This window comes from Streptomyces sp. NPDC004647, assembly GCF_040609575.1.
GTDB lineage: Bacteria > Actinomycetota > Actinomycetes > Streptomycetales > Streptomycetaceae > Streptomyces.
In genome coordinates this window covers 19,337-44,646 of the sequence record NZ_JBEXKU010000008.1, presented here as the reverse complement: position 1 = coordinate 44,646, position 25,310 = coordinate 19,337, and the positions used below count along the sequence as shown (strand labels likewise).

Sequence of the window (25,310 nt, the reverse complement as noted above, 5' to 3'; positions counted from 1 at the left end):
CTTTGACCGTTAATCCAGCACGTCTTGTACGTCTTTTACCTCACGTACGATAGCGTTACGCGAGTGGGATCATCGTCATCTTCGCAGCTTGCCGACACCGCCACCTCCGCCGGCTTTGACTACATCTTTCCAGCCATCCGGGGCGTCCAGGCGGGGCGCGAGTTCTACGTGTCCATGTGCCCTCTGCGGCTCATCCCGAAGATCTTCCTCTTCGACGAGGATGAGCTGGCGCCGGAGGTTCGAGCCCAACGAGTCCTGAACAAGGGACGGCTTCCAGCACTCACTCGGTACATCGTCGACAACCCAGACGATTACGTCTTCAGCGCGCTCACTGCGTCGGTCGACGGTGAGATGTACTTCGAGAGCATTGCCGACTCCGGCATGGGGATGCGTGCTGGTCAGATCCGCATCCCCATGGCTGCCCGCTTCTTGATCAACGATGGGCAGCATCGGCGGGCGGCCATCGAGCAGGCCCTGAAGGAGAACCCCGACCTTGGCGAGGAGACGATCGCCGTCGTCTTCTTCCATGATGCTGGGTTGGCCCGCTGCCAGCAGATGTTCGCCGACCTCAACCGCCATGCCGTGCGCCCGCAACGTTCCATCGGCGTGCTGTACGACCACCGAGATGATCTGGCGATCATGGCTCGACTGTTGGCTATGAAGTCCCCTGTCTTTAAGGGACACGTTGAGATGGAGAACAGCACCCTCGCTCAACGCTCCCGCAAGCTCTTCACCTTGAGCGCCGTCTACTACGCCACCCAGTCCCTCCTGCAAGGGCTGGAGATCAAGAAGGACAAGGCCCAGGCGCTGGCGGAGGCATACTGGGAGGCCGTCGACTCTGTGGTTCCCGAGTGGGGGATGGTGCGCGGGCGCGAGCTTGCAGCCCCTGAGGTACGCAAGGACTACATCCACAGCCATGGCATTGCCTTGCACGCTCTCGGCCGGATCGGGAACTCGCTCCTGCGGGATTCCGAGTCACCCCAGGTGTGGCATTCGAAGCTCAAGCGCCTGACTTCGGTTGATTGGTCCCGGATCAACCCGGATTGGGAGGGTCGCGCGCTGATCGGCGGGCGTGTGTCGAAGAGCCACCAAAACCTGACCCTGACTGTGAACTACCTGCGCCGTCACATGAAGCTCCAACTCAGCCCGGAAGAGCAGCGTGTAGAGGACGCATACCTGCGAGGAGATGCATGAGCACCCCGAAGTCGTCGGCCCCCTTCCAGGGGAGGGCCCTCGCCGAAGTAGTCAGCGAGCTCACGGAAGAGATCCGTGAGCTCTACACAGCTGACGAGGTGCCTTGGGTCATCGGCTACAGCGGCGGCAAAGACTCCACCGCCGTACTCCAACTCGTCTGGCTTGCCCTCCAAGGGCTGCCGGACGAGCAGCGCACCAAGCCCGTGCACGTCATCAGCACGGACACACTGGTTGAAAATCCGGTGGTCGCCGCCTGGGTCACCCAATCACTAGACACGATGGGGAAGGCAGCGAAGGAGCAGGGGCTGCCTATCGAGCCGCACCGTCTCATCCCCGAAGTCAAGGACACCTTCTGGGTCAACCTCATTGGTAAGGGCTATCCAGCCCCTCGCCCCAAGTTCCGCTGGTGCACGGAGCGGTTGAAGATCAAGCCGTCGAACGCGTTCATCCGTCGCGTCGTACGCCGTCACGGTGAGGCAATCCTCGTTCTCGGCATTCGAAAAACCGAGAGTCAAGCGCGTGCCCGCGCCATGGCGAAGCACGAGAAGCGCCGCGTGCGAGACCGTCTCTCTCCCAACGGCAATCTGCCGAACTCCCTCGTCTACAGCCCCATTGAAGCGTGGGGCACCGATGAGGTCTGGATGTTCCTGATGCAGTACTCCAACGCGTGGGGGCATCGGAACAAGGATCTGCTGACCATGTACCAGGGCGCATCCGAGGACTCAGAGTGCCCCTTGGTGGTGGACGACACCACACCTTCCTGCGGTGACAGTCGCTTCGGATGCTGGACTTGCACACTTGTGGACAAGGACAAGTCGATGACTGCCATGATCCGCAACGATGACGAGAAGGAGTGGATGCGGCCCCTCCTGGAACTCCGGAATCTCCTCGATGACGTGTCGACGGAGAAGGAGGACCGAGACTTCCGGCGGATGAACGGCAACGTTCAACTCTTCCACGACGGCGTCATCCAGGGGCCGTACACGCAGGAAGCGCGTCAGAAGTGGCTGACTAAGCTTTTGGAGGCGCAGACTCTCGTGAGGGAAACCGCACCGGAGAGTGTGCGGGGTATCGAGCTGATCTCGGAGGCGGAGCTGCACGAGATCCGCCGCATCTGGGTGTTCGACAAGCATGAAGTCGAGGACACGCTGCCGGCGATCTATGAGGCAGCCACGACCGAGACGTTTCCTGGACGGCCTCTTGACGAGCAGCTCGTGCTGGGGGCGGAGGAGATCGATCTCCTCAAGGAAGTGTGCGATGGCGACGACATCCACTTCACGATGACGCGTGAACTCCTCGCGGTCGAGCGGAAGCACCGGACTATGACGCGGCGCTCTGGCCTCTTCAAGGAGCTGGAGAGGACGATCAAGAAGGGGTTCTACGAGAACGAAGACGACGCCCTTCAGTTCGCGCAGCGTAAGCAGGAGATCCGCGACACTGCCCCGACCTACGTGACGCTGGACGAAGAGACCACCGATGCTCCTTCATAACATTGCACTTCACGATTTTGGCGCCTACCGCGGCAAGCAGTCCCTCGACTTGAGCGTTAAGCCCGGGCGGCCGATCGTCCTGATCGGAGGCCTCAACGGCTGCGGCAAGACGACCCTGCTGGATGCCATCCAACTGGTGCTCTACGGCAAGCGAGCGCAATGCAGCGGTCGTGGAACCCGCTCCTACGACTCTTACCTACGCGAGAGCATCAACCGCAAGGCCAACCCGGCCGACGGTGCGGAGATCGCCCTGGAGTTCTCCGTCGTTGTGGATGACCAAGAGCGGCACTACCGGGTTGTCCGGAGCTGGCACATCAGCGGTAAGCAGCTCAAGGAATTCCTGAACGTCATCGTGGATGGCCAGTTTGACCGGATCCTCAGCGACGGCTGGGCCGAGCACGTAGAAGACATCCTTCCGCTCGAAGTAGCCTCGCTCTTCTTCTTCGACGGAGAAAAGATCGAGTCTCTCGCGGACCCTGAGCGGGCAGCCACCGTCATCGAGTCTGCGGTCCACTCGCTCCTCGGCGTGAGCACGGTGGAGCAGCTCCGTACCGATCTTGTTGCGCTAGTACGACGACAGAGACTGTCCAGCGAGGACCAGGCCATCCTCGACCAGATCCGCGCCCAAGAAGCCGAGTACGAAGCGGCGAGACAGGAAATCGCGGACCGCACACAGACCTTGGGCAGCGTCCGTTCCAGGTGCGACCGGCTGCAGATGCGACTCGACAAGGTGGAAAAGGAGTTTGAGCGGGCCGGCGGAAAGCTCTTCGAGCGGCAGAAGGAACTCGAGAGTAATCAGAAGGCCATCGCCGATCGTCTGGCAGCCCAGCGTGCTTCCCTGAGGTCTCTCGCTGCCGGGCCATTGCCTCTCCTCATGCTCCCGCAGCAGCTGGCCAGGCTCCGCGAACAGGCCGGACGAGAGAAGGATGCTGACGACGCCACGCGAGTCGTAGGCGTCCTAGAGGACCGCGATGCGTGGCTCCTTGACCAGCTTCCTGCGTCGGTGACGGCTGCCGCGCGCACAGCGTTGAAGAAGAAGCTGGCCACGGATCGCCTGAAGCGCGAGAGCGCAGCAGAACTCAAGCAGAGCCTCGACCTTCCGCTCGACGCGCTGCAGCAGCTTTCGGCTCTCGATGAAGCTCTCTCTCGGGATGCATCCCGAGCTCGTGAACTCCTCAAGGAGTCCGCGGAGACAACTGACCGTCTCGATGACGCCGATCGCCTCCTCGCTGGTGTCCCGGACAAGAAGCTGATCAAGGATCTTGTTGAGGAGCGTAACGAGGCGATCAACGCGCTCGCCGTTGCGAAGGACGAGCACAGGCGCGGCGAAGAGCAGTTGGAGGAGATCAAGAGCCGACGTGTTCGCATCGGCGCCGATCTAGAGCGAGCGCAGCAGAAGCGGGTCAAGACGCTGGTCGAGATCGAGGAACTCAAGCGAATCGTCGATTACGCGGAAAAGGCACGAGACACGCTGGAGAAGTTCGGCGAGGCTCTGCTGCGACGCCACATCAGCCGCCTAGAAGTCGCTGTCCTCCAAAGCTTCAAGGCCTTGATGCGCAAGAGCGGTCTTATCCACGATCTGCGGATCGACACCGGCAAGTCCAACCTCATCCTTGCGGACTCCGACGGGGAACCCATCGATCCGGGACGGCTCAGCGCGGGCGAACGGCAGCTGCTTGCCATCTCGCTGCTCTGGGGCCTGGCCAAGGTTGCAGGAAACAAGCTGCCCAGCGTGATCGACACGCCTCTGGGGCGCCTCGACAGCCGGCACCGCCAGCACCTGGTCGACCGGTACTTCCCGAACGCCGGTCGGCAGGTACTGCTGCTGTCCACGGATGAGGAGATCGACGAGAATCTCCTCAGCCGATTGAAGCCCTCCCTCGCACACACCTACACCCTTGTTCACGACGACACGTCGTTCACCACCACCGTCGAGGCTGGCTACTGGTGGACCGCAGGAGCCCCGCATGTCGCTTGAGACAGTTCGCCTTTCGCAGACGGCGAAGGATCAACTCATCTGGTTGAAGCGCAACACCGGTATGACCCAGTGGAACGAGCTGTGCAGGTGGGCCCTGGCGCTGTCGCTCCGAGACTCATCCACGCCACTGGTGAAGGAAGTCGTGACCGACTCCAACGTCGAGATGTCCTGGAAGACGTTCACCAGCCCATACGGAGACATCTACCTTGCCCTGCTTAAGCAGCGGTGCCTCATGGACGGTGAGGAGCTCTCGGACGAGGCCATCGCTCGGACGCTGACGGTGCATCTGCACCGCGGTATCGGCTACTTGCACGGTCGCCCCGACCTTCGGTCCGTCGAACAGCTCGTCTCCACCGCCACGGGATAGCTCTGGACGGATGGATGATGGTTGGCCCGCCCCGCCTATAGGTGGGGCGGGCTTCTGCATGCCGACCTGGGGGTGTGCAGGCGCTGGACGGTGCTGGCAGACTTTCCCAGCAACACCTGCAACAACAGGCGCTGTTGCCCGACCTATCTAAGTGAGGGACAGTCAGGCGCCGTGCAGATTAGGTAGATTCGCCAACACCTGTCAGTGGCGCCTAGTACCCTTGCAGGACAACTGAATGAGCACCGCTTCAACACACGGACGCGAGCCACCGCATGGGGTTCGCCACCAGACCTCCTGGAGCGATCATGATCAGCCACCCCGTCGAGGGGGCTATTGTCGCGCTGCAACAGAGCGCGCTCGCCACCTTCGACACCTATCAGCTCGACAGGATCGACCGAGCCCTCGACGAGCTTCTGCGCAACCCCTCTGATGAGTCGACGCCGGCGGAGTACCGAGTCCGGTCAGCCATGGGACACGCATACGAGGTACTCGAGCGCCGCAAGACCATCACCCCTCTTGTCTCCCTCAGCGCGGAGCACACCGAGCAGGGTGTGAGCGACCGGGACTATCCGCTGGTCGAGATCAACGAGTGGCTCCGTAGCGAACCCGGCATCTCCCACGAGCAGCGAGCCCTGCTCCAGGCACTTGCACGTGGTGAGGACGCCGCGACCCTTGCGCATCGGGAGGGCCTCCCTGTAGCCCGAGTACGAGAACGCATCAGCCGCGCCCGGAGAGCAGCCCGCCAGTTCTGGAAGGCATCGGTGCTGGCTGCATGAATCCGAGACTCCTCCGACTTCGCCCGTGGCTCGTACGAGCACTCATCCCACCGCAGTACATCGGAACGTACGTGCTCTACACGTCAACAGGCGTCCCGAGCTACATCGGCCGCAGCGACACAGACCTTCGGCGACGGCTCCTCCGGCACTGCACGAACCGGCGTGGCGCGTACTTCACGTACGACGTTCACAACAGTCCACTGAACGCCTACGAGGTCGAGTGCGCACTGTTCCACACGCTTACGCCTGAGATCACCAACCGCATACACCCGGACCGTCCCGCCTACCAAAAGGCCAGCTGCGTGTACTGCCGGGCCACGCAACGCAGTGTGCGGAGGCTGCGCCTCGCACCCCAGGCTTCAAAGACCGATCCCGCTACCAGTCCGAGTGAGGACCACTGATGACGACAGCACCCCTGTTCCAGGCCCCAGGCGACCAGCGTGCCAGCATCATCCAGATCGACCGCGCCCTGGAATCAATGCGCGACGCCGGCTTCGACCTCACGGCTGCCATTGGCGAGCCCCTGGACAACTCCATCCAGGCGGAAGCCACCCTGATGCGAGTCCTGCCGGTGTACGGCGCCCGCAAGAAGACCATCGAAAAGTTCATCATCTCGGACAACGGCGTCGGAATCGACCCAGCGATCATGCACAACGTGCTGTCCATGGGCTACAGCGCACGCTACAACGAGCGTGACGGCCTTGGCCGTTATGGGATGGGACTAAAGCTTGCCGGACTGAGCATTGGCGAGCGCATCGACATCTACAGCAAGCGTGCCAACAGCACCACGATCCACCACAGTTACTTGGACCTGGAGGAGGTCAGGGACGGCAAGCAGCAGGACATCAGCGCCTACGAGGTCCAAGACTGGCCTGAGGAAGCCGCCAAGCAGATGGTAGGCAGGGACGGCCGCCCACTCGCCTCCGGAACCGTTGTGATCTTCAGCAAGATCGACCGGCTATCCACCGGCGGCACATACGGCACGTCCCTGGATGAGAAGATCGCCGACCTCCGCAAGTTTATCGCCCGTGCGTTTCGGACCTACATCGACACGGGGCGCACCATCGAACTGGTAGGCAAGCCGGTCACACTTCACGACCCCCTCTTCCTGCGGGACAACCCCCGCATCATCGCCAGGTACAAGTCCAAGAAGCTCGACCCCCGCGGCACCGTCGTCGAGGAAGGCGACATTGAGATCAATGGCCACAAGGTTCATGTAACAGTCGGCCTAGTACCCGTCCAATTCCGGCCCTACGCCGGGGCAGGCGGCGCTGTGGACCACGAAGGCCACGACATCGGCGAGTTCCAGATCAACCCGGAGAATGCCGGCAAGATCAGCATCCTGCGCAACGGTCGGGAGATCTTCTACGACGGCATCCCTCGACTCCTCGAGGCAGCACGGACAGACAAGGGCATCCGATACGTCGCCATCGAGGTTTCCTTCCCTGCCGACTTGGACGAGTACTTCCAGGTCCGCAACGTCAAGCGCGGAGCCGAGCCCGTGACGAAGCTCCGGAACCAACTGCGTGACTGGCTGAAGCGACCTGTACGTGAGGCTCGCAAGCAGATCCGAGAGCACTGGACCGAAGTCGACACGCGAACGCGTCTCGAGAGCGGTCCACACGACGGAAGCATGGCTACCGCAGAGCGAGCTAACTCCAGCCTTCCTCACGGTATTGCTGGACGAACTGTCACCCCCGAGCAGGAGGAACAGATCGTCCTGGACGCCGCAGAAGACATGGGACTTGACCCGGTAGTAGATGCCGAGAAGGTCGACGCGCTACGTGAACAGATCCTGACCAAGCCCATCACCCTCTTTGATGCGAGCTGGCCAGGCAAAGAGTTCATCGTGGTGCAGCACCTCAACGGCAAGGCCGTCGTGAAGTTCAACCTTCGGCACACGTTCTTCCGTGAGGTCTACGTGCCGTTGAAGAAGCTCGCTGACCAAGGCACGGACGGCCTCACCCCAGAGGACATGCTCGACCTCGCCCGCCGTGCCGAAGCAGCGATCGACCTCCTGTTCATGGGCTATGCACGCGCCGAATCCATGTCCCAGAACGCAGAAGAGGACTACAGCCAACTACGCACACATTGGGGCATGTTCACTGAGGCCATGCTCAAGGAAGAGCTCAAGGACGCGTGACCCTGTGCCGGTGCCGGGAGGGCCTGCCCCTGCCGGCACCGGCGTCACGCTCCAGCCAGGCTTGGCTGATTCCTGAGGCAGGACCACCCATGTTTCCGGCATCGGGCTCCGCGGACGCGCTGTGACCTGCAGGATGCCGTAAGGAAGCTCAAAAGCCACAAGCAGCGCGGCCCGTCCAATGGCCGCTGGCACCAGGTACAGATCACAGTGGGAAGGCAGTGAAGGATGTTCGGCTCGGGCGGCAGGCTCACGTTCCGCGACTACGTACAGGGCACTTGGGGGAGCTTCGATACCCCTGCGGGACGGGTTGACTACATCATGACCAAGGCCCGCCTCGGTGGGGACGCCGACACGCCTGAACGTCAACTGACCAGGAGCCTGGCCCCAGTACGAGAGGTGATGGACGCTGGCGACCTGGACTTCAACCAGCTTCTGCAGCGCGACCTTGATGACCACCGAGTGGCAGTCAAACTGATTCCCTATCTACTCAAACCTCAGACCACAGGACCGGCGTTCTTTCCCCCCATCGTCGCGGTGCTCCTGCCCTTTCGGAACAAGCAGCCGACGTCCTTCCCCGCGCTCGGCGAGGGCGCAGCCATCAATGCGGACGAAGCTACGTGGGAAGAGCAGCAGGCCGGAAACGCGTTCCAGACGCACCGTCTGCTTGGTGCCGACGGCAAGCCCCACGGAGCGAACGTCGGCAAGCTGTGGTGGAACAACACCGAAGCAAGCCTCGTCGTGTTGGATGGCCAGCACCGAGCTATGGCCCTGCTCGCTATCGAGCGGACGCTGACCAAATCGTGGCAGGAGTCATCTGCCGTCAAATTCCGTTCTTTCTACGAGCACCAGGTCCTACGTGCGCTCGAGGAGCACGGTGCCGGCGAGCCCGACCTGTCGAAGGTCGAGGTCCCTGTGACCGTGTGCTGGTTCCCGGATCAGACTGGGGACGGTGCTCGCCCACACGAAGCCGCCCGGAAGCTGTTCGTCGACGTCAACAAGGAAGCTCGACCGCCGAGCAAGTCTCGCATCATTCTCCTGTCAGACGCCGAGCTGTCCAACGTCCTCACACGAAGCATGCTCAGCGAGTTGCGGAGTCGCAGTGACGACTCCTACCTCCCTCTGTATGCGGTGGAGTACGACAACCCTGAGGTCAACAGCTACCGGCCGGCCCGCTGGTCGGTACTCACCAACATCAACTTGCTGAAGATGGCCGTCAACCGCTGCGTATTCGGCCCGGAGAAGTACCTCACCAACGTCGCGCAGCAAATTTCTGGCAGGGAAGGTGATGACAGGCGTGACAAGTTCATGCGCACCCAGCTCGACCTTCCGTCGCTCCTGCCGAAGTACTTCGAAGACGGTGGCCTGACCTTCGACCGAGACACCGTCGGTGACGAGCAGTTCCCGCTCGGGAAGATGGACGCACTAAGCGACAGGTTCAGGGAGACATGGGGCAAGGCAATCTTGACGCTGTTGTCCAGCACGGCCCCCTACGCTGCACATGCCTCGGCCTTGACCAACCTCAAGAACGACTGGCTTACCGCGGACACGTTCGCGGCCCTCGCTCATGATGCCCTGTTCGGCGGGGTGGGTGTCTTTTGGACCCTCCGCGACAGCTACGAGCATTACAAGTACCACCGGGACAGCGGCAGCAGCCGACAGCCTAAGTCGGATGTCATCCGCGCGTGGGAGGCCCTCAAGGGCAAGGAAGGTGACTTCGACGGGTATCGAGCATCGGCATACTTGGGGTCGACTCGGCCTGAGCGGGTCAAGAGGTGCAGGGAAGCATATTCCGTGCTGAACACGCACGCCTGCCAGCTCGGCCTCGTTATGACCTTGGGGTCGCTCTGGGAACTGCGCAAGGAACAGGCGGGGGATGTGGACCTCAAGGACCTGCCGGCCTTCGCGAAAGCCCTCGTGGAGGGCTGGAACTCCTTCTTCCAGATCGAGAACGGGAAAGCGCGAGACCGGAAGCTCTCCTTCAACAAGGTGGGCATCTCATATCCGATCAACCAGATCGCGAACATGGAGTCCCCGCAGGCTGTGTACTTCCGGTACTTCTGGATGCAGGCGCTGGCCGTCCCCGATGCCTGGTCCCACGTGGCTAGTTGGCTTCCGGACCGGGACGCCTACGACCGCAAACTCGGCCAGGCCCGACGGATGTACCTGGACCTGTGTATCAAGCAGCAGTTCAAGGCTCTCAAGACGAACCGGCCGACCGCAGTTGACAGTGACCTTCAGCGCGACGCAGAGAAGCAGGCGACCGGAGCCCTCAAGAGCGCGCTGAAGCATTGGTTCCATGTAGCTGACGAAGAGTTCGCAGAGTGGTTGAGCCACCCCGTTCCCCAGCCGAGTAACAAGGGCGAGCTGGTGTTGGACGACGCCCTCGATGAAGCGGTTTAGCCGACCAATGAGCTGGTGACGGCGAATAGCTGACCAATGGCTGTGCATTCAGACACAACGAGACCCCACGGCTCTGGCCGTGGGGTCTATCTCGAACGGGAGATCTAATACTGTGGATGACGAGCTTATTTCTCTGGCGCAAAATATGAGCTTCGTGGTCGACAAGCGTGAGAATGTAACAAGAATCCTGGTCGGCTGCATGGGGCTGTCACTGGCATTGGAGTCGGTCGAAGAGGGGAACGTCTTCCCATATCTTCACTGCCGTACCCCGTCCGGTACTTGGGACGGTGGCAGGAGTGACATCACCGACGTCACTACCTACATGTCGGCGGCCTACATGCACCAGGCAGGGAAAGCCTCGTACCAGCTGCTGGATGTCGAACATCCAGCAGTGGCAGGTGAGCTAGGGGAGAGATTCCTTGCGCCTCGACAGCCCATGAGCCTCAGTATCCGACCGGATCCTGACTCGATGAAGAACGCTCTGCAGGACCTATGGTCGTTCGCTGCATTCATGCATATGAATCTGCCGGAATATTGCCCTGACCGCTCAGATGATTTCTACTGTGAGGATCAGGCAGCAGAGGCAGACGAGTGGGCGCAGGGCCTGGCTGCTGCGTTGCCAGAGATATTCGATACAACCTTGGACTGCTATACCTTCCGCAAGAGTCCAGAAAACTTCTACTACAGAACTGCGGATGGAGAGATATCCATTACGCGGGATCAAGAGGTGGCCTTCGCCTTGGGCATGCTCCCGGGGAAGGTTGAAGTGATTCCTGGCCCGAAGGGGGAGATCCGACGGAGCGATGACCTCCTCAATGCGGTCTCATACAAGGACCTGGACAGAGCCCTGCTGATCATGAGGGCAGCTGGCGAACCAGTCGAAGACCGAGAGACGGTCACGGTCTTTCCCTTTGAGAACGCTCTCCTGTGCGCCGGCGCCGAGATCGTTGTGCTCCTCGGGAGCTCAGGCGGTAGGCAGGCCTACCAAGAGGAGCGTGAACGGATCGTCGCCCAGCACCAACTCGTGTCCTCCACCCTCTTGGCCCCGGACTCATTCACCTGGGCGCCGAGGATCGATGGGCAAGAGTTCGAGGATATGGTCAGAGAGCTCTTGGAGGCTGACCCATTTGTGACGCAAGTGCGGAGCGTAGGACCCGCCAGAGAGAGGGACGGCGGGAGGGACCTCCTCATCAAGCAGCTGGTGGCCGGCTTCCGTAGCGAGCGTTGGAGCGTGGAGGCTAACAATCTCACGGAGATCTCCGTCGTGGTCCAATGCAAGGCCACGGCAAACACCGTTGGTACAGGTGACGTTCGAGAGATCCGGGACGTAATCGAAGATTCGGGGTCGCAAGGGTTCCTTCTTGTCACATCAAGCAGGGTCAGCTCAGCCCTGACGAGCCGACTTGACACCATCAGGGACAAGAATGGCTTCCACACCGACTGGTGGGACCGAAACCAGCTGGAAGTGTTCCTGCGACGTAACCCTGACATCATCAAGCGTTACTCTTCCATCGTCCAGCCGACCTCCGGCTGATCGCAGACCGGAGATGTTATTCAGGTGCAGACGGCGGCTGGGCCTCCTGCGAGCGAGGCCCAGCCTGGCGCCTGCAGGACCCGCGATCGAGGACGCAGCACGTCAGGACGGAAACCAGTCAACCTCATTGCCTGCCGCATGCTCGCAGATCCGATGGCGGAACACGGTTTCGGAGTCCAGACATCCCGAGTCGCATTCTTCTCCCCACCTGCCATCCGGCAGGGAGGGTAGAATTCTTCCTTGCTCAGCTGCCGGGCGGACGCAGCGCCGACTACCGGTCCACGCTCGCAACCATGACGCAGCTAGCTGAACAGCAGCCTGGCCTGGAGAACTCGCACGGGCGGTTGAGGTGCGAGAGGTACCCCGCCCAGCCGTCTCTCGATACTGGCCCTTGCTCCCTACCCACACCGCCCGTGGGGAGGGGGGCTACACACCTCACGTCAGTGCCTCCAGGCTCTGACGCTTGGAAATCGCGGCATCAAGCTCTTGCTTGAATATCCGTAGAAATGTCTCTAGCGACCGCGGCCTGTCGTCGAACCACTCGTCACGAAGTATCTCGAATCCTCCGTGCGCGTACTTGTTGAACTCCCTCACTCCGTCGTCACTGAGGTGATGTCCAGGAGAATCAGGATCCAGGAGCTTCTTGATCTTCGAGTGGACATCCTTCTTCTCGCCCATCTCGATTCCGAGATCTGCCAGTTCCTGAGTCAGGAACAGGGCCACGAGCAGCTGCTTTCGCGACCCGTACCTCTCCGGGAAATAAGAGACGAGTTCAGATGTTTCATCTTTGGGAACCTGAGCCTTTTTCCCGGTGGCGATGCCGGCCATGAAACAGAAGTAGAAGGAGTCGAAATCTACGCGAAAGTCCCTCTCGCGCAAGGCCTTGAACCACTTCTTCGCGTCGTCACGAATGCGGAATGGCTGCGACATGGCTACACCTCCTGACTCTCCAGCTGGAATTTGTTGAAGAAGGACTCCTCTGAGACGACGAATCCATCCGAGCTCTCTACCGTGCCAGAGATCCCTCGGGCCTGGTCGTCGTACCCTTCGGAGCCTTTGCGGAAGATGGTCAGGAACTGGACCTCGTCGCTGCTTGCTTGCTTCAAAGACTGTACGAAACCAGGACGCTCCGAAGAGATCGTGAAGGCGATGAATTGCCTCGTGAGTAGCGGAATTAGCTCGCCGATTCGCCTGCGCACATCAAGGTCGATTGACCCGGCAGGGCTGTCCACCACGAAAGGCAGCTGATGATCCGACCGATCAAATAGGGTTGCGAGGAACGCGTAGGCCACCGAGAGTGTCTCCCCCATACTGCCTGCCGCTTGATCCTTGAGCTTAAGGCATCTATTGATTTCGGCGATTGTGATCCTGTTGCGGGGTAGCAGTTCATTGATGCGCCGATTTGCATCATCTCGCACTTCGGCCAGAATACCCTCACGCGCCTTGGCGTACGCACTGTTGATGATTCCGGTTAGGATGTCGCGCTTCTCCCGAAGATCGCGAGTTTCAGTGATCTCGGCCAGGCGGAGCTCTGCCTCCCTTATGCGCCTCTCGATGACCTTGATCCCGAAGGTCCGGTCGTCTCTTTCGTCCTCAGACGTGCTGGTAAACCTCTCTAGTCTTTGATCGATGACAGATATCCGTGCACGAAGTCTCTCAATCTCCTCTTTCGCTTCTTTCACGGCAGGGTCTGATTGCTCGACTTCTAGTCGGAGCTGGTCAAGTTCATTCTGGGCATCGCGTTCCTCCCCTACGGCAACATCGAGGTCGCTGATCCTCTCGCGGAGGTTGGCCTCGGGAGCAGTACGAGACTCTCCAACGGCTTCATGAATCGACGACTTCATGGAGTTGAGGAGAGAGACATCTTCAGACCCGAGGTACTGATGGGAGCGGCGCTGAATGACACTTCGAATCTCCTCATCAATTGGCCGCCCGCAGATGCACTCGAGTTCATCCGCCAGCTCCTCGAAGAACTCCCGAGCTGCACTTTCGGGGAGCTTCACACGATCGAGCCCAGTCTTGAGGTCGTACAATTTCTGGGCAAAAAAGGGTGACAATGACTGCGGGTTGCGCATGGCATCCAGCAGCTCTGTCGCTTCCTCGCCGGCCTTGCGTGAGAGATCCTCACAACGAGATTCCAGCCTCATCACCCGTTGACCGTGAGCTTCCCCCTTCTTAGTCTCCCGATCATAGATCTCTTCCCGCTCGGAAAGCTGCGCGGAGAGTTTGCTGCGTTCATCCCTAAGCTGCTTCCTCTCTTCTTTGAGGCTGCTCAGTTGCTCGCGAAGTTTGGCGAGCCTATTACGGCGCTGGCTCAACGCCTTCTCTTCGGTCGCTTTCACCTTACTAGCGTGGTTATCCCAGTATTCCGAGACTTTCCTGCTGATGGCAGGGAGAGAGTTAATCTGAAATAGATTCTCGACCACCGATTCGGCGCGAACTTGGCGAGGGTCGAGCAGGTCCTGCGCAAGTTCGCCATCAAACGCGAAGAATTTTACAAACGTTTCAGTGAGAAAACGCTGGAACTCGCGAGGCGGGTGAAACCCCTCGCTCTGACCTTTTCCGTGGGTGGTCTTGTAAGAGGCTCTTCCGTTATCGAAGTCGAGGATCAAGGTGATAGTGACGAGCTGTTCATTAAGTTGCAACCTTACTTCGAAAGAGCCGTGACTTAGGCGACCCTCACGCTTCCGATATCCCCTGACCCTGTCGCGGTCCCAGCTGTCGTCGGCGGCGGAACCAGACAAGGCTGCCCGCAACAGTTCAAGCGTAGTTGTTTTACCAGTGCCGTTTGGCATCTGAACAAGGGAGGTACTGTGGAGCGTGCCGGTCTGGCTTCGAAAGTTCACCTTGTGATCGGGGCATCGGAGTCCTTCAGACCTCCAGCCGAGGATCTGCATCACTGACGGCATCAGAACAACTCCCCGGTGTCGCCGCGACTGGTGGTGGTGCTCTCGTACAAGACTTCGAGACGGCGTTCAGCTGCGTCGGAGTCGTTCACATCTTCATTGCTTGACGTAACGGCAGTCATCCAAGCGATAAGCCGTTGCGCCAGCTTTGGGTCTTGCCCAGCCTCGGCCACAGCCTCTCTGATGCCTTCGGTGATCTTCGAATCCAGGCTCATCGGGGTTCCTCCTGGTGGCGGACACGGGAAAGATCCGTCAGCCACCTTTTCCTCTCCACGTCGGAGTTCGAGGTGTCATTTTCTGTAGTACGCACGAAGTCGATGATGTTTGCGATCTTTTCGGGGTTTGTAGGATCGGTTCGCAGGCATCTCCCGATTCGCTGGATAGTTTCCAGTCGCGCGCGTGCTGATGAGAACAGTACGACTGTGTGGAGGGAGCGTATGTCGATGCCCTCAGACAATCGATGGCAGGTAACCAGACACTGAAGATCCCCGCGCGCGAACCGGCTTAGCGTTACTGACTGCTCGTTAGTGAAGTAGCTATGAAAGTCAGGCCGGTATTTGTGGATTAGGTCCAGAACCTGCTGCCCGTACTCTTGAGTCTCTGTGAAGACGACGCACCTTTCCAGTAGTTCGGAGTGCATCGCGATGAACTCATCAAAGATAGGGAGTTTGGCCTGAGAGGTCTTGTGGACCTTGGCCAATTCAATTGCGACTTCCTTTTCGCTCATCGGGTCTCCAGCCGCTGCCCTTGCAGCCTTCCTGCCGTGTACATCTCTCAGGCGTTTTCTATCGGACTGCGTGAGTTCGTAAGGGAGCGGGAAGTAGTTGAATGGTGCAAGAATACCGCGCTGAATAGCCTTATCGAGCCCGAACGACATCAGTACGGGGCCGACGTGTTCCTCGATGAATGCGTTACCGGCGTCATCGTACTCGCGGTCCGGCGTTGCGCTCAATCCGAGTCGGTATCTGATTCGATCGGACAAACCGGCAAGGCGCTCCGTAGTGCCGGCGCTGCCGAGCCCGTGAACCTCGTCATGAATCAGGAGGGTTCGCTCGGCGCGCTGTGACGATAGTTTGCGCAGAGCGGACGCCAGCGGATCACGCGTGGGTCCCTTGCCACGAGAGACCAGCAGGATGCGATCCTTCGCTTCAAGGGAGTAGGCCTGTAGATCCTTATGCGATTCGAAATCTCTATACAGGCGGACCTGGCGAGGGAGGTCCCGCCGAGCCTGTAGAAGTTCCGCGTGCCACTGGTTGAGGAGGTCGGTGCCGTCCATCGCCACGACGACATTGTCAATCTTGCCCATGTCGAACAGGGCTTTCATGATCTTCAGTGCCGTCCGAGTCTTGCCTGTGCCAGTCGCCATGTTGAGAACTCCGCACTCCGCGGAGAGGAACACCTTGAGAGCCTCATCTTGGTGGCGCCATTTTTTGTTTCGTGGCTGCTGCTTGCGTGCATGAGCGCGGTAGCTTTGCAAGAGACGTTGTTTTGCTGCCTCGGGGAACGAGTAGACCTCGACGCCGATGTCTGTCCCAGCCCAAACGTGCTCGAAGTGCTGTCGTTTACGTTCTGCCCGCACGGGTGATTCCCATGCCGGGTACACGTCTATGCACTCGCGGTTGTTCTCGAATGCGTTCCGGGACTCGTTCGATGACCCGCTAAACGCTACATACTCGCCGTCCGCGTCGACGAATACGCCGATCTTTTCGTGATAGATACCGGTCCCGTGTTTGGGGACTGCGATCCGGATCTCTAGCCGCCCCATCTCGAGCAGGCGGCTAAGGCGGGCGACGCCGTCTCCGACGCCGTCTGAAAACTCCTCTTCGATGATCCGCTCTATTCGCTCGCCGCAGATCACCTCTTTGGAGGTTCCGTTTGATATCGTCTTTAGGTCAGTTTCGGTGAGCTGGACGCTTGTTACCAAACGGATTTTGCCGTCATTGAGCACGAACTCACCAAGGGGCGTTCCGAAGGACTCCAGTGCTGTGCTCGAGAAGTAGCCGACAGCCCTCCAGTACGAGCTCGCCTCGCGGAGAGACGGGCGGAAGAACTCCTCGACGAGGTTGTTGTACCCGGACCGGTAGTCCTCTTGGTACTGGACGTTCCTCAAGGCCATCTGAGACGGGACTCCCTTCAGACACCCGTACACCAGCACCGCTGGCGGTGTCCTCCGCACGCAAGGCTTTCGGGCCAAAGCATGCCAGGAGCTGCTGCGCCGTGCTGGGTGACGGCCGATCATCTTCTCGTGGAAGCGATGAAGTTGTTGCGTGCGTGGTCGAGGGGCTGGCCTTCCTGCGTCGGGTGAGTCTTTGGTCTCTGTACCTGGCCAGGGGCGCGCCTGTGCCGGTGGGCTGCGGCCGACGCCGACGGCCCCGCCCTGCGTGCGGGCCGGGTCGAATTGCCTGCGTACGAGGCAGAGGCTGGCTGATGCCCTGCTGGGGGCTCCAGTTGAGTGAGGCGACCCCCGTGGTGTGGACACCTGACAATGGATCTTCTTGGTCCTGGAAGGTGTAGATCTACGTGGCACGGCCCTCGAAGTACAGTGCGGAGTTCCGGTCCGACGCGATCGCGTTGTGGCGGGCCTCGGCGGGCAGGCGGACGTTCAAGGACGTCGCGGCCGATCTGAACGTCAATCCCGAGACGCTGCGCACCTGGGTGCGCGATGCCGATGGTTCCGCGACCGGCAGTGGCCCCGAACTGGACGGCCTGCAGGGCGAGTTGGCCCGGCTGCGTGCGGAGAACGCGCGTTTGGCCAAGGCGGAGAAGGAATGGCATCTGGAGCGGGAGATCCTGCGCCGGGCAGCGGCGTATTTCGCCCGGGAGACGAAGTGAAGACCGCCGCTTGGGACTTCATCTCCGCCCACGCCGAGGACTTCGGCATCAAGCGGATATGCCGGGTGCTTGACGTCTCCCGCTCGGGCTACTACCGGTGGATCGCCGGCGCGGACGCGCGGGCCGCCCGCCAGGCCGACGAGGACGCCCTGGTCGAGGAGATCCGCGAGATCCACACCGAACACCGCGGGAACTACGGCGCGTTGCGCATCCACGCCGAACTGCGGGGCTTCGGCCACACGGTCAACCGCAAGCGCGTCGCACGGCTGATGCGCAAGCACGCCATCGTCGGCCGCCACCTGCGGCGGAAGAAGCTGACCACGATCCCGGACCGGCTCGCGCCACCGGCACCGGACCTGGTGAGGCGCAACTTCACCGCCGACAGCCTGGACGAGAAATGGTGCGGCGACATCACATACGTGCAGGTCGGAGCCTCATGGCTCTACCTCGCCTGCGTCGTCGACATCTGTTCACGCCGGGTGATCGGCTGGTCCATGGCCAGCCACATGCGCACCGAGCCGGTCACAGACGCCCTGCGGGCCGCGGTCGCCACCCGGGGCGGGAACGTGACCGGGGTGATCTTCCATGCGGATCGCGGATCGCAATACACCTCGGCCGCGTTCGCGCAGGTCAGCGACGAGTACGGCATCCGCAGAAGCATGGGCAGAGTCGGCTCGAGCTACGACGACGCCCTGGCCGAAAGCCTCTGGCAGGGACTGAAGCGAGAAACGATGCACAAGAAGCTGTTCGTGACCATGAGTCAGGCGAGGCTGGAGATATTCGAGTGGCTCACCTACTACAACGCCCGCAGACGACACAGCTCGCTGTCCTACCTCTCCCCGATGGAGTTCGAGCACCAGTACCACAGGCAAGTTAAGCTCTCACTCGCAGCATGAACCCCTGTGTCCACACTCCGGGGGTCACCTCAGTAAGGCTGTGGGCCAAAGCCGAACACTGCCGGGCCGCCACGGTGTACTCGTCAGGTTGCCGCCGCGCGGCTCGATGAGGTTGAGACCCGCCGCCACGTCCGGGTTACGTGATCAGCCGCCTGCGGCGCCCGACCAGCGCCCGCTCTGCGCATCACGTCAGGAGCGGCGTGGCGCGGTAGCCTTTGATCAGGCGGCTGACCTGTGAAGAGGCCGTGCGGCTCCCCCCTCGGGCGAAGAGGGCGGGGCCCTTTTCATCGGTAAGGCACTCCGCTGCTCGCCTCTTCAAAACCCTCGGCGCTCCACGCCGCAGCCTGCATCGATGCTCGCGGAGAGGTCCCCATGGGGTTCGCGGAAGGGCGCGCGTTGAGCCGTAGTGGACACGCAGTGGACGGAAGGATCAGGAAGGACCGGGAAGCCCACGGGCGAGACCGGCAGCGCGTAGCCTTCTGACCTGCGGAAACGGGAAGATCGAGGCAGGGCCGGGAAGATCACGGAAGATTCGAAAAGGACTCATAATCCGTCGGTCGTGGGTTCGAGTCCCACCCGCCCCACCGCTCAATCGGTTCAAAGAATCGTTCTGACCTGCGAAAACGTAGAAGCGAGGGCCTTCACGGATCCCGTGAAGGCCCTCACTGTAGCCCCGAACCAAGATCAAGTGGCCCTGTAGTGGCCCGGAGGGTCGTACTGAGGTCCAGACGGCCCGGTGCGAGGTCCCGGCCGCTCCCTGGCGACCTACGCTGCCTCCCGCTCCTGTCCTGGATCTTGCTTCTCCTCGGCACCCGTGGGGCTGCTGGAGGGGGGTCCAGAGTCTTGGGGAAGGCCCCATCCGCAGATGTCCGGTCCTGCGGAGCGTGCGATGGTGAAGCGGAGGAGGGAGAAGTGCTCTCGCTGTTCCTCCGGGTACTGGTCGTTGAGGTTCTCAACCCGCAGGATCTCGAGGTCGTGGTCGGTGCAGTGTTCCCGTATCCACTTCAGCGCCGCGTCGGCTGCGTGCTCCTGGCCTCGGCCGACGGTCCGGATTTTGCCCAGCGGTTCGCTGTCCGGCCGGGTCTGCGCTCCGATGCCCCAGGTGTTGCCGCTCTGGCGGGCACCGTGAGCGAAGATCACGGCTACGTCGGCCTGGAAGGCGTCGTCAGGGATTCGGAGCGTGCGTCGCACGTCGTAGGAGACGTTGCGGGGCACAACGGACAGGGTGGATTCGGCCTCGGCGCGCATCATCTCCGGCAGGACGCTCGTGTAGGTGTCGGAGGTGATCTGGCGCGACGAGTGGCCCAGCCGCTCCTGGACGACCTTGATGTCGTTCTTCGCGAGGAGCGAGAGCGTGGCGGAGATGTGCCGCAGGTCGTGGAGGCGGACCGGCGGTAGGCCGGACAGCTCCACCAGGCGCTTGAAGCGGCGCGAGATCCAGTCGGGGTGGTATGGCTCCCCGTTTTCCTGGGTGAAGACGCGGTCCGATTCGACCCAGGCTTCCGCCTCGGACCACTCCTCGCGCTCCTTCTGCTGCCTCGCTCGCCACTGCCTCAGGACCTCGCCCGACTCCAGGCTCATGGACAGCGTTCGGACGCTGTCGGCCTTGGGGGCCTCGCCGTAGAGCCTGTAGGCGACTTCGACGATCTGGGCGGAGACGCGCAGCCAGAGAGCGTCGAGGCTGACTTCGGACCAGGGCAGCGCGCACATCTCGCCGCGCCGCGGGCCCAGGAAGATAAAGGAGTGCCACAGGGCGTAGAGCCGGTCGCCCTTGACGAAGTCGAGGAACTGGCCGGTCTGTTCGGCGGTCCACACCATGACCGGGGCCGGCTTCTCGCCGGTCCACTTCCAGTGCTCGACGCGCTCTGGTGTCCATACCAGGGGCTTGGGGCGGGTAACGGCCGGAAGCTCGACGAGCTGCGCCCAGTTCTTGGCGAACGCCTCCTCCAGCTTCATCCCCCAAGTGATGGCGGAGCTGAGGGTGTCGTTGATGCGGTGCATGGTCGCTGCGGAGGTGACCTTCCGCAGCCCCTTGCGGCCCTCGCGCAGTGCCTTGTTGGCATCGAGGTAGGCCCGTCGCGTCCGGCGCCGCTCTTCCTTCTTCCCTGCGGCGCGGACCCAGGCCGTGTACGCGGCGTCGCGGGTCTCGGTCAGCGCGTCGACGCGGAGGCGGTGGAGAACCCGCTCGGCGTTCTCTGTCTCGATGGCCTCATACATGCGGTCGAGATGGCGCACCCGGAGGTCCCGACGCTTGATGTGGCCGAGGTGCGGTACGAGGTAGTTGTCGATGTGTTCTTCGTAGCCGTGCCGGGTGGTGCGGGCGAGGGATCTCTTGGCCTTGATCCAGCGCCGCAGGTATTCACCCATGGTCTCGTTGGACAGCACGTCGGTGCCGCGGTCCGCGTCCTTGTAGACCCTCTCGGCCTCTGCTTCGGCCTTCTCCTTGGTGGGGAAGCCGCTGCGGCGCACCCGCTGGCGCTTGCCGTTCTCCCCGCGCTCGAGCTCAAGGGTGAAGGCCCACGACCCGTGCCCCTTCCGGCCGAGTTTCGGGCATGTCAGGCCGATGGACCCGATCTTCGGGCTACCGTCGTCGTTGAGACGGGGTTTGCCCTCCTCGTCGGTGAGCGGCCCCTTGCACTGGCATCGCCGGTAGAAGTTCGGCGAGTACATCCGACCCCCTGCTGACGGCTGGCTCCAAGCCAGCCGAGGTTGTGCGTACGTGTCCGTACGTGTCTGGCGTGATCACTCTTCATCTTCCTGGGGCTGTCGGACACTGTTGTAAAGTCAGTTCCAAGTTGGCGCGGGGGAGAAGGCGACCAACGAGATGGCTGCTCAGGAAGCGGGCGGACAGGCTTCGGCCGGAGCGATGGGTCTGGAGGAGCTGCTGGCTCTTCCGGCCACGGTCAACGTGACAACTGCCGGACGTGCTCTGGGCATTGGCCGAGACAAGGCGTATGAGCTGATCCGTAACGGGAAGTTTCCTGTTCGGACGCTCCCGCTGGGTGGCACGGTCCGGGTGCCGACGGCGGAGCTGTGGAAGGTCCTCGGCGTCGAGCAGCGGCGGGGGAGCGCGGTGAGTACGTGATCGACAGGGGCGATGCGCGATCTTGAGCTGTTTGGTTGGTTTACAACAATGTGACCTATCTTCGTTAAGCTAGTTCAGGCAAGGGGGTCGGTAGGAGGGGCGAGGAGATGCCAAGGCTGTACGGCTTCGAGGACATGGCGTACCGGCGGCTACGCGAGCCGGAGGCGGCTGCTCTCCGGCAGGCGGCCAGCCGCCGCTTGGAGAAGCAGTCCTATCCGGCGATCACCGACTGGATGAACGCCGAGGGGCATCGGACGACGCGCGGTGGTCTGTGGCGGCCGGCCGCCCTGGCGAATGTGCTGGACCACCCGGCGATCGCTGGCCTCACCGAGAACGAGAACGGCGAGCTGGTCAGCAGCGGCGGCCCGCAGATCATCACGCCTGACGAATTCCTGGCCATCCGCGCGCTCCGCCCGTCCAACGACCCCGACAGCGATCGGGCGGAGCAGCGTGAGTACCTGCTGACGGGCGGCGCGAGTGCGTGCGGGCTGTGTACGAAGTGGCTCGACGCGGCGCCCTCCAATAGCGGGGCCCGGGGGTACCGGTGCACCCCGAGTACGCGGCAGCATCCTGGTGGCTGCGGCAAGGTGCGGAGCAATGCCGACCTGCTGGAGACCTACGTGGCGGAGCACGTACTGGCGGAGCTGGCCAAGCCTGAGGTGCACGCCCATCTGGAAGCGGCGAAGGAGCAGGTGCTCGGCGAGGTCGAGCAGTTGCGCAAGGACATCCAAGCGGCCCGTGCGCAGCAGAAGGAGCTCGGGGAGTACTACGCCCGGCGGGAGATTTCGAAGGAGTCTTTCAAGACGGCCGACCAGGAGCTGTCGAAGAGTATCCGGGATGCCGAGGTGCGGGTACGGATCCTGGAGCAGGTCAAGAACGCGCCGTTGGGCGGCGTTCCCGACCTGGTGCGGTGGTGGAAGCATGCGCCGCTGCGGTCCAAGAAGGGCCTGGTGGTGCTGATGCTGGAGCAGGTGGTTGTGTATCCGGCTGCGTCCCGTGGGTCGCGCACGGTGGACAGCGATCGCGTTGCGCTGAAATGGCGTAGCTGGGCGCACCTGGCCGCCTAGGCGCTGGCAAATCTGGCTGGATAACCGCGCAGGCCCCCAGCCAGCCGAAGTGGCCCCGCGCTTCCGACCAGTGGAACGGGGGGCTACTCGGTCTGTGTGCCCGAAGACCAGAGTCTGCGCGAGGTCGAGGTCGAACCGCCGGAGCCGCAGGGCTGACCTCTTACTCCTCCTCGGTGTCGTTAACCCACCCCTCGGGGAGGGTGTCGATCCCTACGCCCGTGTTCCGCAGACGCTCTAGCAAGCCTGGCGACAGCGGCGGGACTTGTCCTGGGAGCGTGGGGATGTCGCTTGCGATGAACAGGGCGATGACGATGTCGTGAGCTCCGGAGGCTCCGGCGAGGAGGGAGCGTTGCAGTAGCCGTTCGGCGCTGCGCAGGTGTCCCCGGATGGTCTGCGGGTGTACGTCGAGCTCAGCGCCTGCCTGGTCGGCGTTGGTGTTGTGGGCGAGCCACACGCGCAGCGAACGCCTCAGATCCCGGCGATCCTGACCTAGCGGAGCAAGGGTCATCTCCGCCCAGGCTCGGGCCGCGGGGGCGGACAGCACGTCTTCGAGACGAACGGGCCCCGTGAGCGATGGCCTGGGATCGATGCCTGCCGCCTTGGCATCAATCTGGAGCGCCAAGTCGAGGACGGCGCGGGCCCGGATGTCTCCCAGGTCGAGCTGGAGAAGTTCAGCGGACCCCTTGAGGCGTCTGGCGACCGTATTGCGGTGCACGTCCAAGATCCTGGCCGCCTCCGCGATGGGGAACGCCAGGGCCACGCGCAGGGTGCTGAAGACCTCGACGCCTTCGGAGCAGGGCGCGCTGATCAGCGGCTGGAGGAACGCTTCTGCCCAGCTGTAGGCATGGTCCTCTAGTACGGCAGCGAGCTCTGCGTGTCCGTTGTACTGCCATGCCCGCTCTGGCATGTGTTGGGCGACGCTCAGGGCGCGGAAGGCATCTCGGTAGCCGTCTGCGGTGTGGTCGAGGGCTGTGGTCTCGCTGGCGCCGAGATAGTGGCCGGCGCGGTCGGCGATGACCGCCTGCAATCTCGCGCCCACAGGGTCGACAGAATGGGGCGCGGGCGGATGGTCGCGTGCGGGTGCGACCACGACGAGGTGATTGTCGTACGCCGGGCAGTGGACGACGAGCGCACCTTGTACGGGTGGCGTTGGCCCCCCGGGCTGTGTCTTTGTGGCCGGAGCCACGTCCTTGATTGCTGTTTCGATGGCTTCCGCGGTGCGATCACGGTGGCCTGTGCGGCATTCCACGATGTAGACGCGGACCGCGTCCGCCAGTACCCCCGGGGCGAGGCTGGCCGCCGAGCGACGAGCTGCTGGAGTCTGGCCGCACATCAGTAGCTGGAAGATGGACTGCTGCAAGCGGATGACGGTCTGGCGTACACCGTGCCGACTGGCTTCAAGTTCTGTTGTCGGCAAGAGCAGAGCAAGAAGATCGGCGACGTGGGAGACCATCTCGGTTGCGCTAGCGGGATATGGCTTGGTGCGGGCCACAGCGAGAACGGCATGGGGAGCTTGGTTCCCGATGGCCAGCAGCCGGGCCTTCAAGGCCCCGTCGTCAAGCCCGGCCGACATCAGCTCTCCAGCCGCCACGCGGGACATTTGGCGCGCGGCTGGAGCCAGGGCTCGAGAGGCCGCGTCAGATGACTGGGCCAGGAGTTCGCCCGTCGCTCCTGTCAGGGTCACGTGGCCATCGACGGCCTCCGCAAGCCATGCGATCAGGCGTGGCAAGTTGGGGTCCGTGGCTTGACGCCGTATCTGTCCCAGGAGCCCCAGCTCTAGCCGTTCCGATTGTGTCGCCTGGCCGACGATGGGCACGTGCACTCCCAAGGTGCCGCGTAGGCCGAGCGGTGGTGCGTAGTGGGGTGGGGCCCACTACTCCCGCGCGGCGGCGCGTGGGGGCGCCAGCGGCAGGTTGATCAGCATCTACTTTGCGCCAACATCAAAACTTCGCTCTTGTGGCATGTCAATGTCATTTAAGCCACGGCCTGTTGGGAGCGTGCCGCTTTGACTCGAGGGGTACAGAGGCGCGCTGAACTGTGCGTATGTGTAAAGCAGGCTTGACAGTTTGACGTGCCGTCGGGTGCAGGTCCCGCCGTCCGGGTGCAGGTCCCGGAGCCTCCCCATCTCGGGGCCACTCATCCGTGGCGAAAATGCGACACCCCGTTTGGTTCACCGTTCAAGGGAATCTGCCCGCTGTGCGCCGCGATAGGGGGACATCAGCTCACTGTGCGCAGAGAGTCGGCGCGCGTGGCTGGTTCTGACTAGCGTCACTTACGACGTCGAAGGACGGGTTCCGCTTGCAGTGCAGGCCGACAGCCTGCCGGTGGTGGTGCGAGTCTGAGTTCGGCGATGCGGTGGCTGGCCGACGTCAGCGGGTGACGCCGGCCTGAACGGGAGGAATGGCATGGTCGAGCTGGATCTGGAACGCGTCACCGCATGGTCGAAGGAGCCCTCGCGCGTGCTGCCCCCAGGCGCGGCGCCGTCGGATGTGGCCATGGCGGCACGCGCAGTGGTCGAGCTGCTGGCCGTGACGCCGGGATCCGGGCAGACCCCGAGGGCGATGAGGGACGACGAAGCCTGACCCCGCCCGCCTTAGATAGATGACATTGTTTGAAGCGTGCGATACGTTCGTGGGGTCGCT

18 protein-coding genes are annotated in these 25,310 nt (G+C 62.3%); 12 read left to right on the top strand and 6 right to left on the bottom strand.

Features of this window, described 5'->3' with window-relative positions:
• Positions 1 to 63 precede the first annotated feature (63 nt).
• The 8 genes from dndB (at position 64) to ABZW18_RS05380 (ending at position 11,882) form a co-directional block, all read left to right on the top strand.
• Positions 64 to 1,194 carry a DNA sulfur modification protein DndB gene (dndB, locus tag ABZW18_RS05415; RefSeq protein ID WP_356182408.1) on the top strand — a complete coding sequence of 377 codons (1,131 nt, stop codon included), beginning with the start codon at positions 64 to 66 and terminating at the stop codon, positions 1,192 to 1,194.
• Complete coding sequence (gene dndC, locus ABZW18_RS05410) at positions 1,191 to 2,684, top strand: DNA phosphorothioation system sulfurtransferase DndC (RefSeq protein WP_356182406.1); 1,494 nt, start codon at positions 1,191 to 1,193, stop codon at positions 2,682 to 2,684. Before dndB ends, dndC begins: the two co-directional genes overlap by 4 nt.
• Positions 2,671 to 4,662: a DNA sulfur modification protein DndD gene (dndD, locus tag ABZW18_RS05405; protein WP_356182403.1), complete on the top strand. Its 1,992-nt coding sequence runs from the start codon at positions 2,671 to 2,673 to the stop codon at positions 4,660 to 4,662. Before dndC ends, dndD begins: the two co-directional genes overlap by 14 nt.
• Positions 4,652 to 5,029: a DNA sulfur modification protein DndE gene (gene dndE, locus ABZW18_RS05400; RefSeq protein WP_356182400.1), complete on the top strand. Its 378-nt coding sequence runs from the start codon at positions 4,652 to 4,654 to the stop codon at positions 5,027 to 5,029. The genes dndD and dndE overlap by 11 nt, the downstream gene beginning before the upstream one ends.
• A 305-nt stretch (positions 5,030 to 5,334) precedes the next feature.
• The gene (locus ABZW18_RS05395) at positions 5,335 to 5,805 is read left to right on the top strand and encodes a hypothetical protein (protein ID WP_356182398.1); all 471 of its coding nucleotides are present in this window, start codon (positions 5,335 to 5,337) and stop codon (positions 5,803 to 5,805) included.
• A gap of 400 nt (positions 5,806 to 6,205) precedes the next feature.
• The gene (locus tag ABZW18_RS05390; RefSeq protein WP_356182395.1) at positions 6,206 to 7,948 is read left to right on the top strand and encodes an ATP-binding protein; all 1,743 of its coding nucleotides are present in this window, start codon (positions 6,206 to 6,208) and stop codon (positions 7,946 to 7,948) included.
• Between the two features lie 225 nt (positions 7,949 to 8,173).
• Complete coding sequence (locus tag ABZW18_RS05385; protein ID WP_356182392.1) at positions 8,174 to 10,348, top strand: hypothetical protein; 2,175 nt, start codon at positions 8,174 to 8,176, stop codon at positions 10,346 to 10,348.
• A 112-nt stretch (positions 10,349 to 10,460) separates the two neighbouring features.
• Entirely contained in the window at positions 10,461 to 11,882 is a 1,422-nt protein-coding gene (locus ABZW18_RS05380) for a restriction endonuclease (RefSeq protein ID WP_356182389.1), read from the top strand.
• A gap of 435 nt (positions 11,883 to 12,317) precedes the next feature.
• Here the strand turns inward: ABZW18_RS05380 and ABZW18_RS05375 are convergent, their stop codons facing one another.
• Genes ABZW18_RS05375 through ABZW18_RS05360 form a run of 4 tightly spaced genes read right to left on the bottom strand, consistent with a single transcriptional unit; the run spans position 12,318 to position 16,904 of the window.
• Positions 12,318 to 12,812: a hypothetical protein gene (locus tag ABZW18_RS05375; protein WP_356182386.1), complete on the bottom strand. Its 495-nt coding sequence runs from the start codon at positions 12,810 to 12,812 to the stop codon at positions 12,318 to 12,320.
• A gap of 2 nt (positions 12,813 to 12,814) precedes the next feature.
• Positions 12,815 to 14,779: an AAA family ATPase gene (locus ABZW18_RS05370; protein ID WP_356182630.1), complete on the bottom strand. Its 1,965-nt coding sequence runs from the start codon at positions 14,777 to 14,779 to the stop codon at positions 12,815 to 12,817.
• Positions 14,780 to 14,790: 11 nt separating this feature from the next.
• A complete protein-coding gene (locus tag ABZW18_RS05365) occupies positions 14,791 to 15,003 on the bottom strand; it encodes a CxC ATPase DNA modification system associated small protein (RefSeq protein ID WP_356182383.1) in 213 nt (70 codons plus the stop codon).
• A complete protein-coding gene (locus ABZW18_RS05360) occupies positions 15,000 to 16,904 on the bottom strand; it encodes a DEAD/DEAH box helicase family protein (RefSeq protein ID WP_356182380.1) in 1,905 nt (634 codons plus the stop codon). The genes ABZW18_RS05365 and ABZW18_RS05360 overlap by 4 nt, the downstream gene beginning before the upstream one ends.
• A 404-nt stretch (positions 16,905 to 17,308) precedes the next feature.
• On the opposite strand from ABZW18_RS05360, the gene ABZW18_RS05355 reads away from it, so the two are divergent.
• Positions 17,309 to 18,516 (top strand): IS3 family transposase gene (locus ABZW18_RS05355; RefSeq protein ID WP_356182377.1). Its coding sequence is split into 2 segments (ribosomal slippage): positions 17,309 to 17,552 and positions 17,552 to 18,516, totalling 1,209 coding nucleotides; the frame shifts between segments, so codons are not numbered across the junction.
• A 765-nt stretch (positions 18,517 to 19,281) separates the two neighbouring features.
• Here ABZW18_RS05355 and ABZW18_RS05350 read toward each other — a convergent pair.
• A complete protein-coding gene (locus tag ABZW18_RS05350) occupies positions 19,282 to 21,186 on the bottom strand; it encodes a tyrosine-type recombinase/integrase (protein ID WP_356182374.1) in 1,905 nt (634 codons plus the stop codon).
• A 154-nt stretch (positions 21,187 to 21,340) separates the two neighbouring features.
• Here ABZW18_RS05350 and ABZW18_RS05345 point away from each other — a divergent pair, with 154 nt between their 5' ends.
• On the top strand, positions 21,341 to 21,601 hold the full coding sequence (locus ABZW18_RS05345) for a DNA-binding protein (RefSeq protein ID WP_356182372.1): 261 nt from the start codon (positions 21,341 to 21,343) through the stop codon (positions 21,599 to 21,601).
• A gap of 107 nt (positions 21,602 to 21,708) precedes the next feature.
• Positions 21,709 to 22,668: a recombinase family protein gene (locus ABZW18_RS05340; protein ID WP_356182369.1), complete on the top strand. Its 960-nt coding sequence runs from the start codon at positions 21,709 to 21,711 to the stop codon at positions 22,666 to 22,668.
• A gap of 160 nt (positions 22,669 to 22,828) precedes the next feature.
• Here ABZW18_RS05340 and ABZW18_RS05335 read toward each other — a convergent pair whose 3' ends face one another.
• Positions 22,829 to 24,484 (bottom strand): helix-turn-helix domain-containing protein, encoded by a 1,656-nt coding sequence (locus ABZW18_RS05335; protein WP_356182366.1) that lies wholly within the window; start codon positions 24,482 to 24,484, stop codon positions 22,829 to 22,831.
• A 589-nt stretch (positions 24,485 to 25,073) separates the two neighbouring features.
• On the opposite strand from ABZW18_RS05335, the gene ABZW18_RS05330 reads away from it, so the two are divergent.
• On the top strand, positions 25,074 to 25,250 hold the full coding sequence (locus tag ABZW18_RS05330; protein ID WP_356182363.1) for a hypothetical protein: 177 nt from the start codon (positions 25,074 to 25,076) through the stop codon (positions 25,248 to 25,250).
• Positions 25,251 to 25,310: the final 60 nt, after the last annotated feature.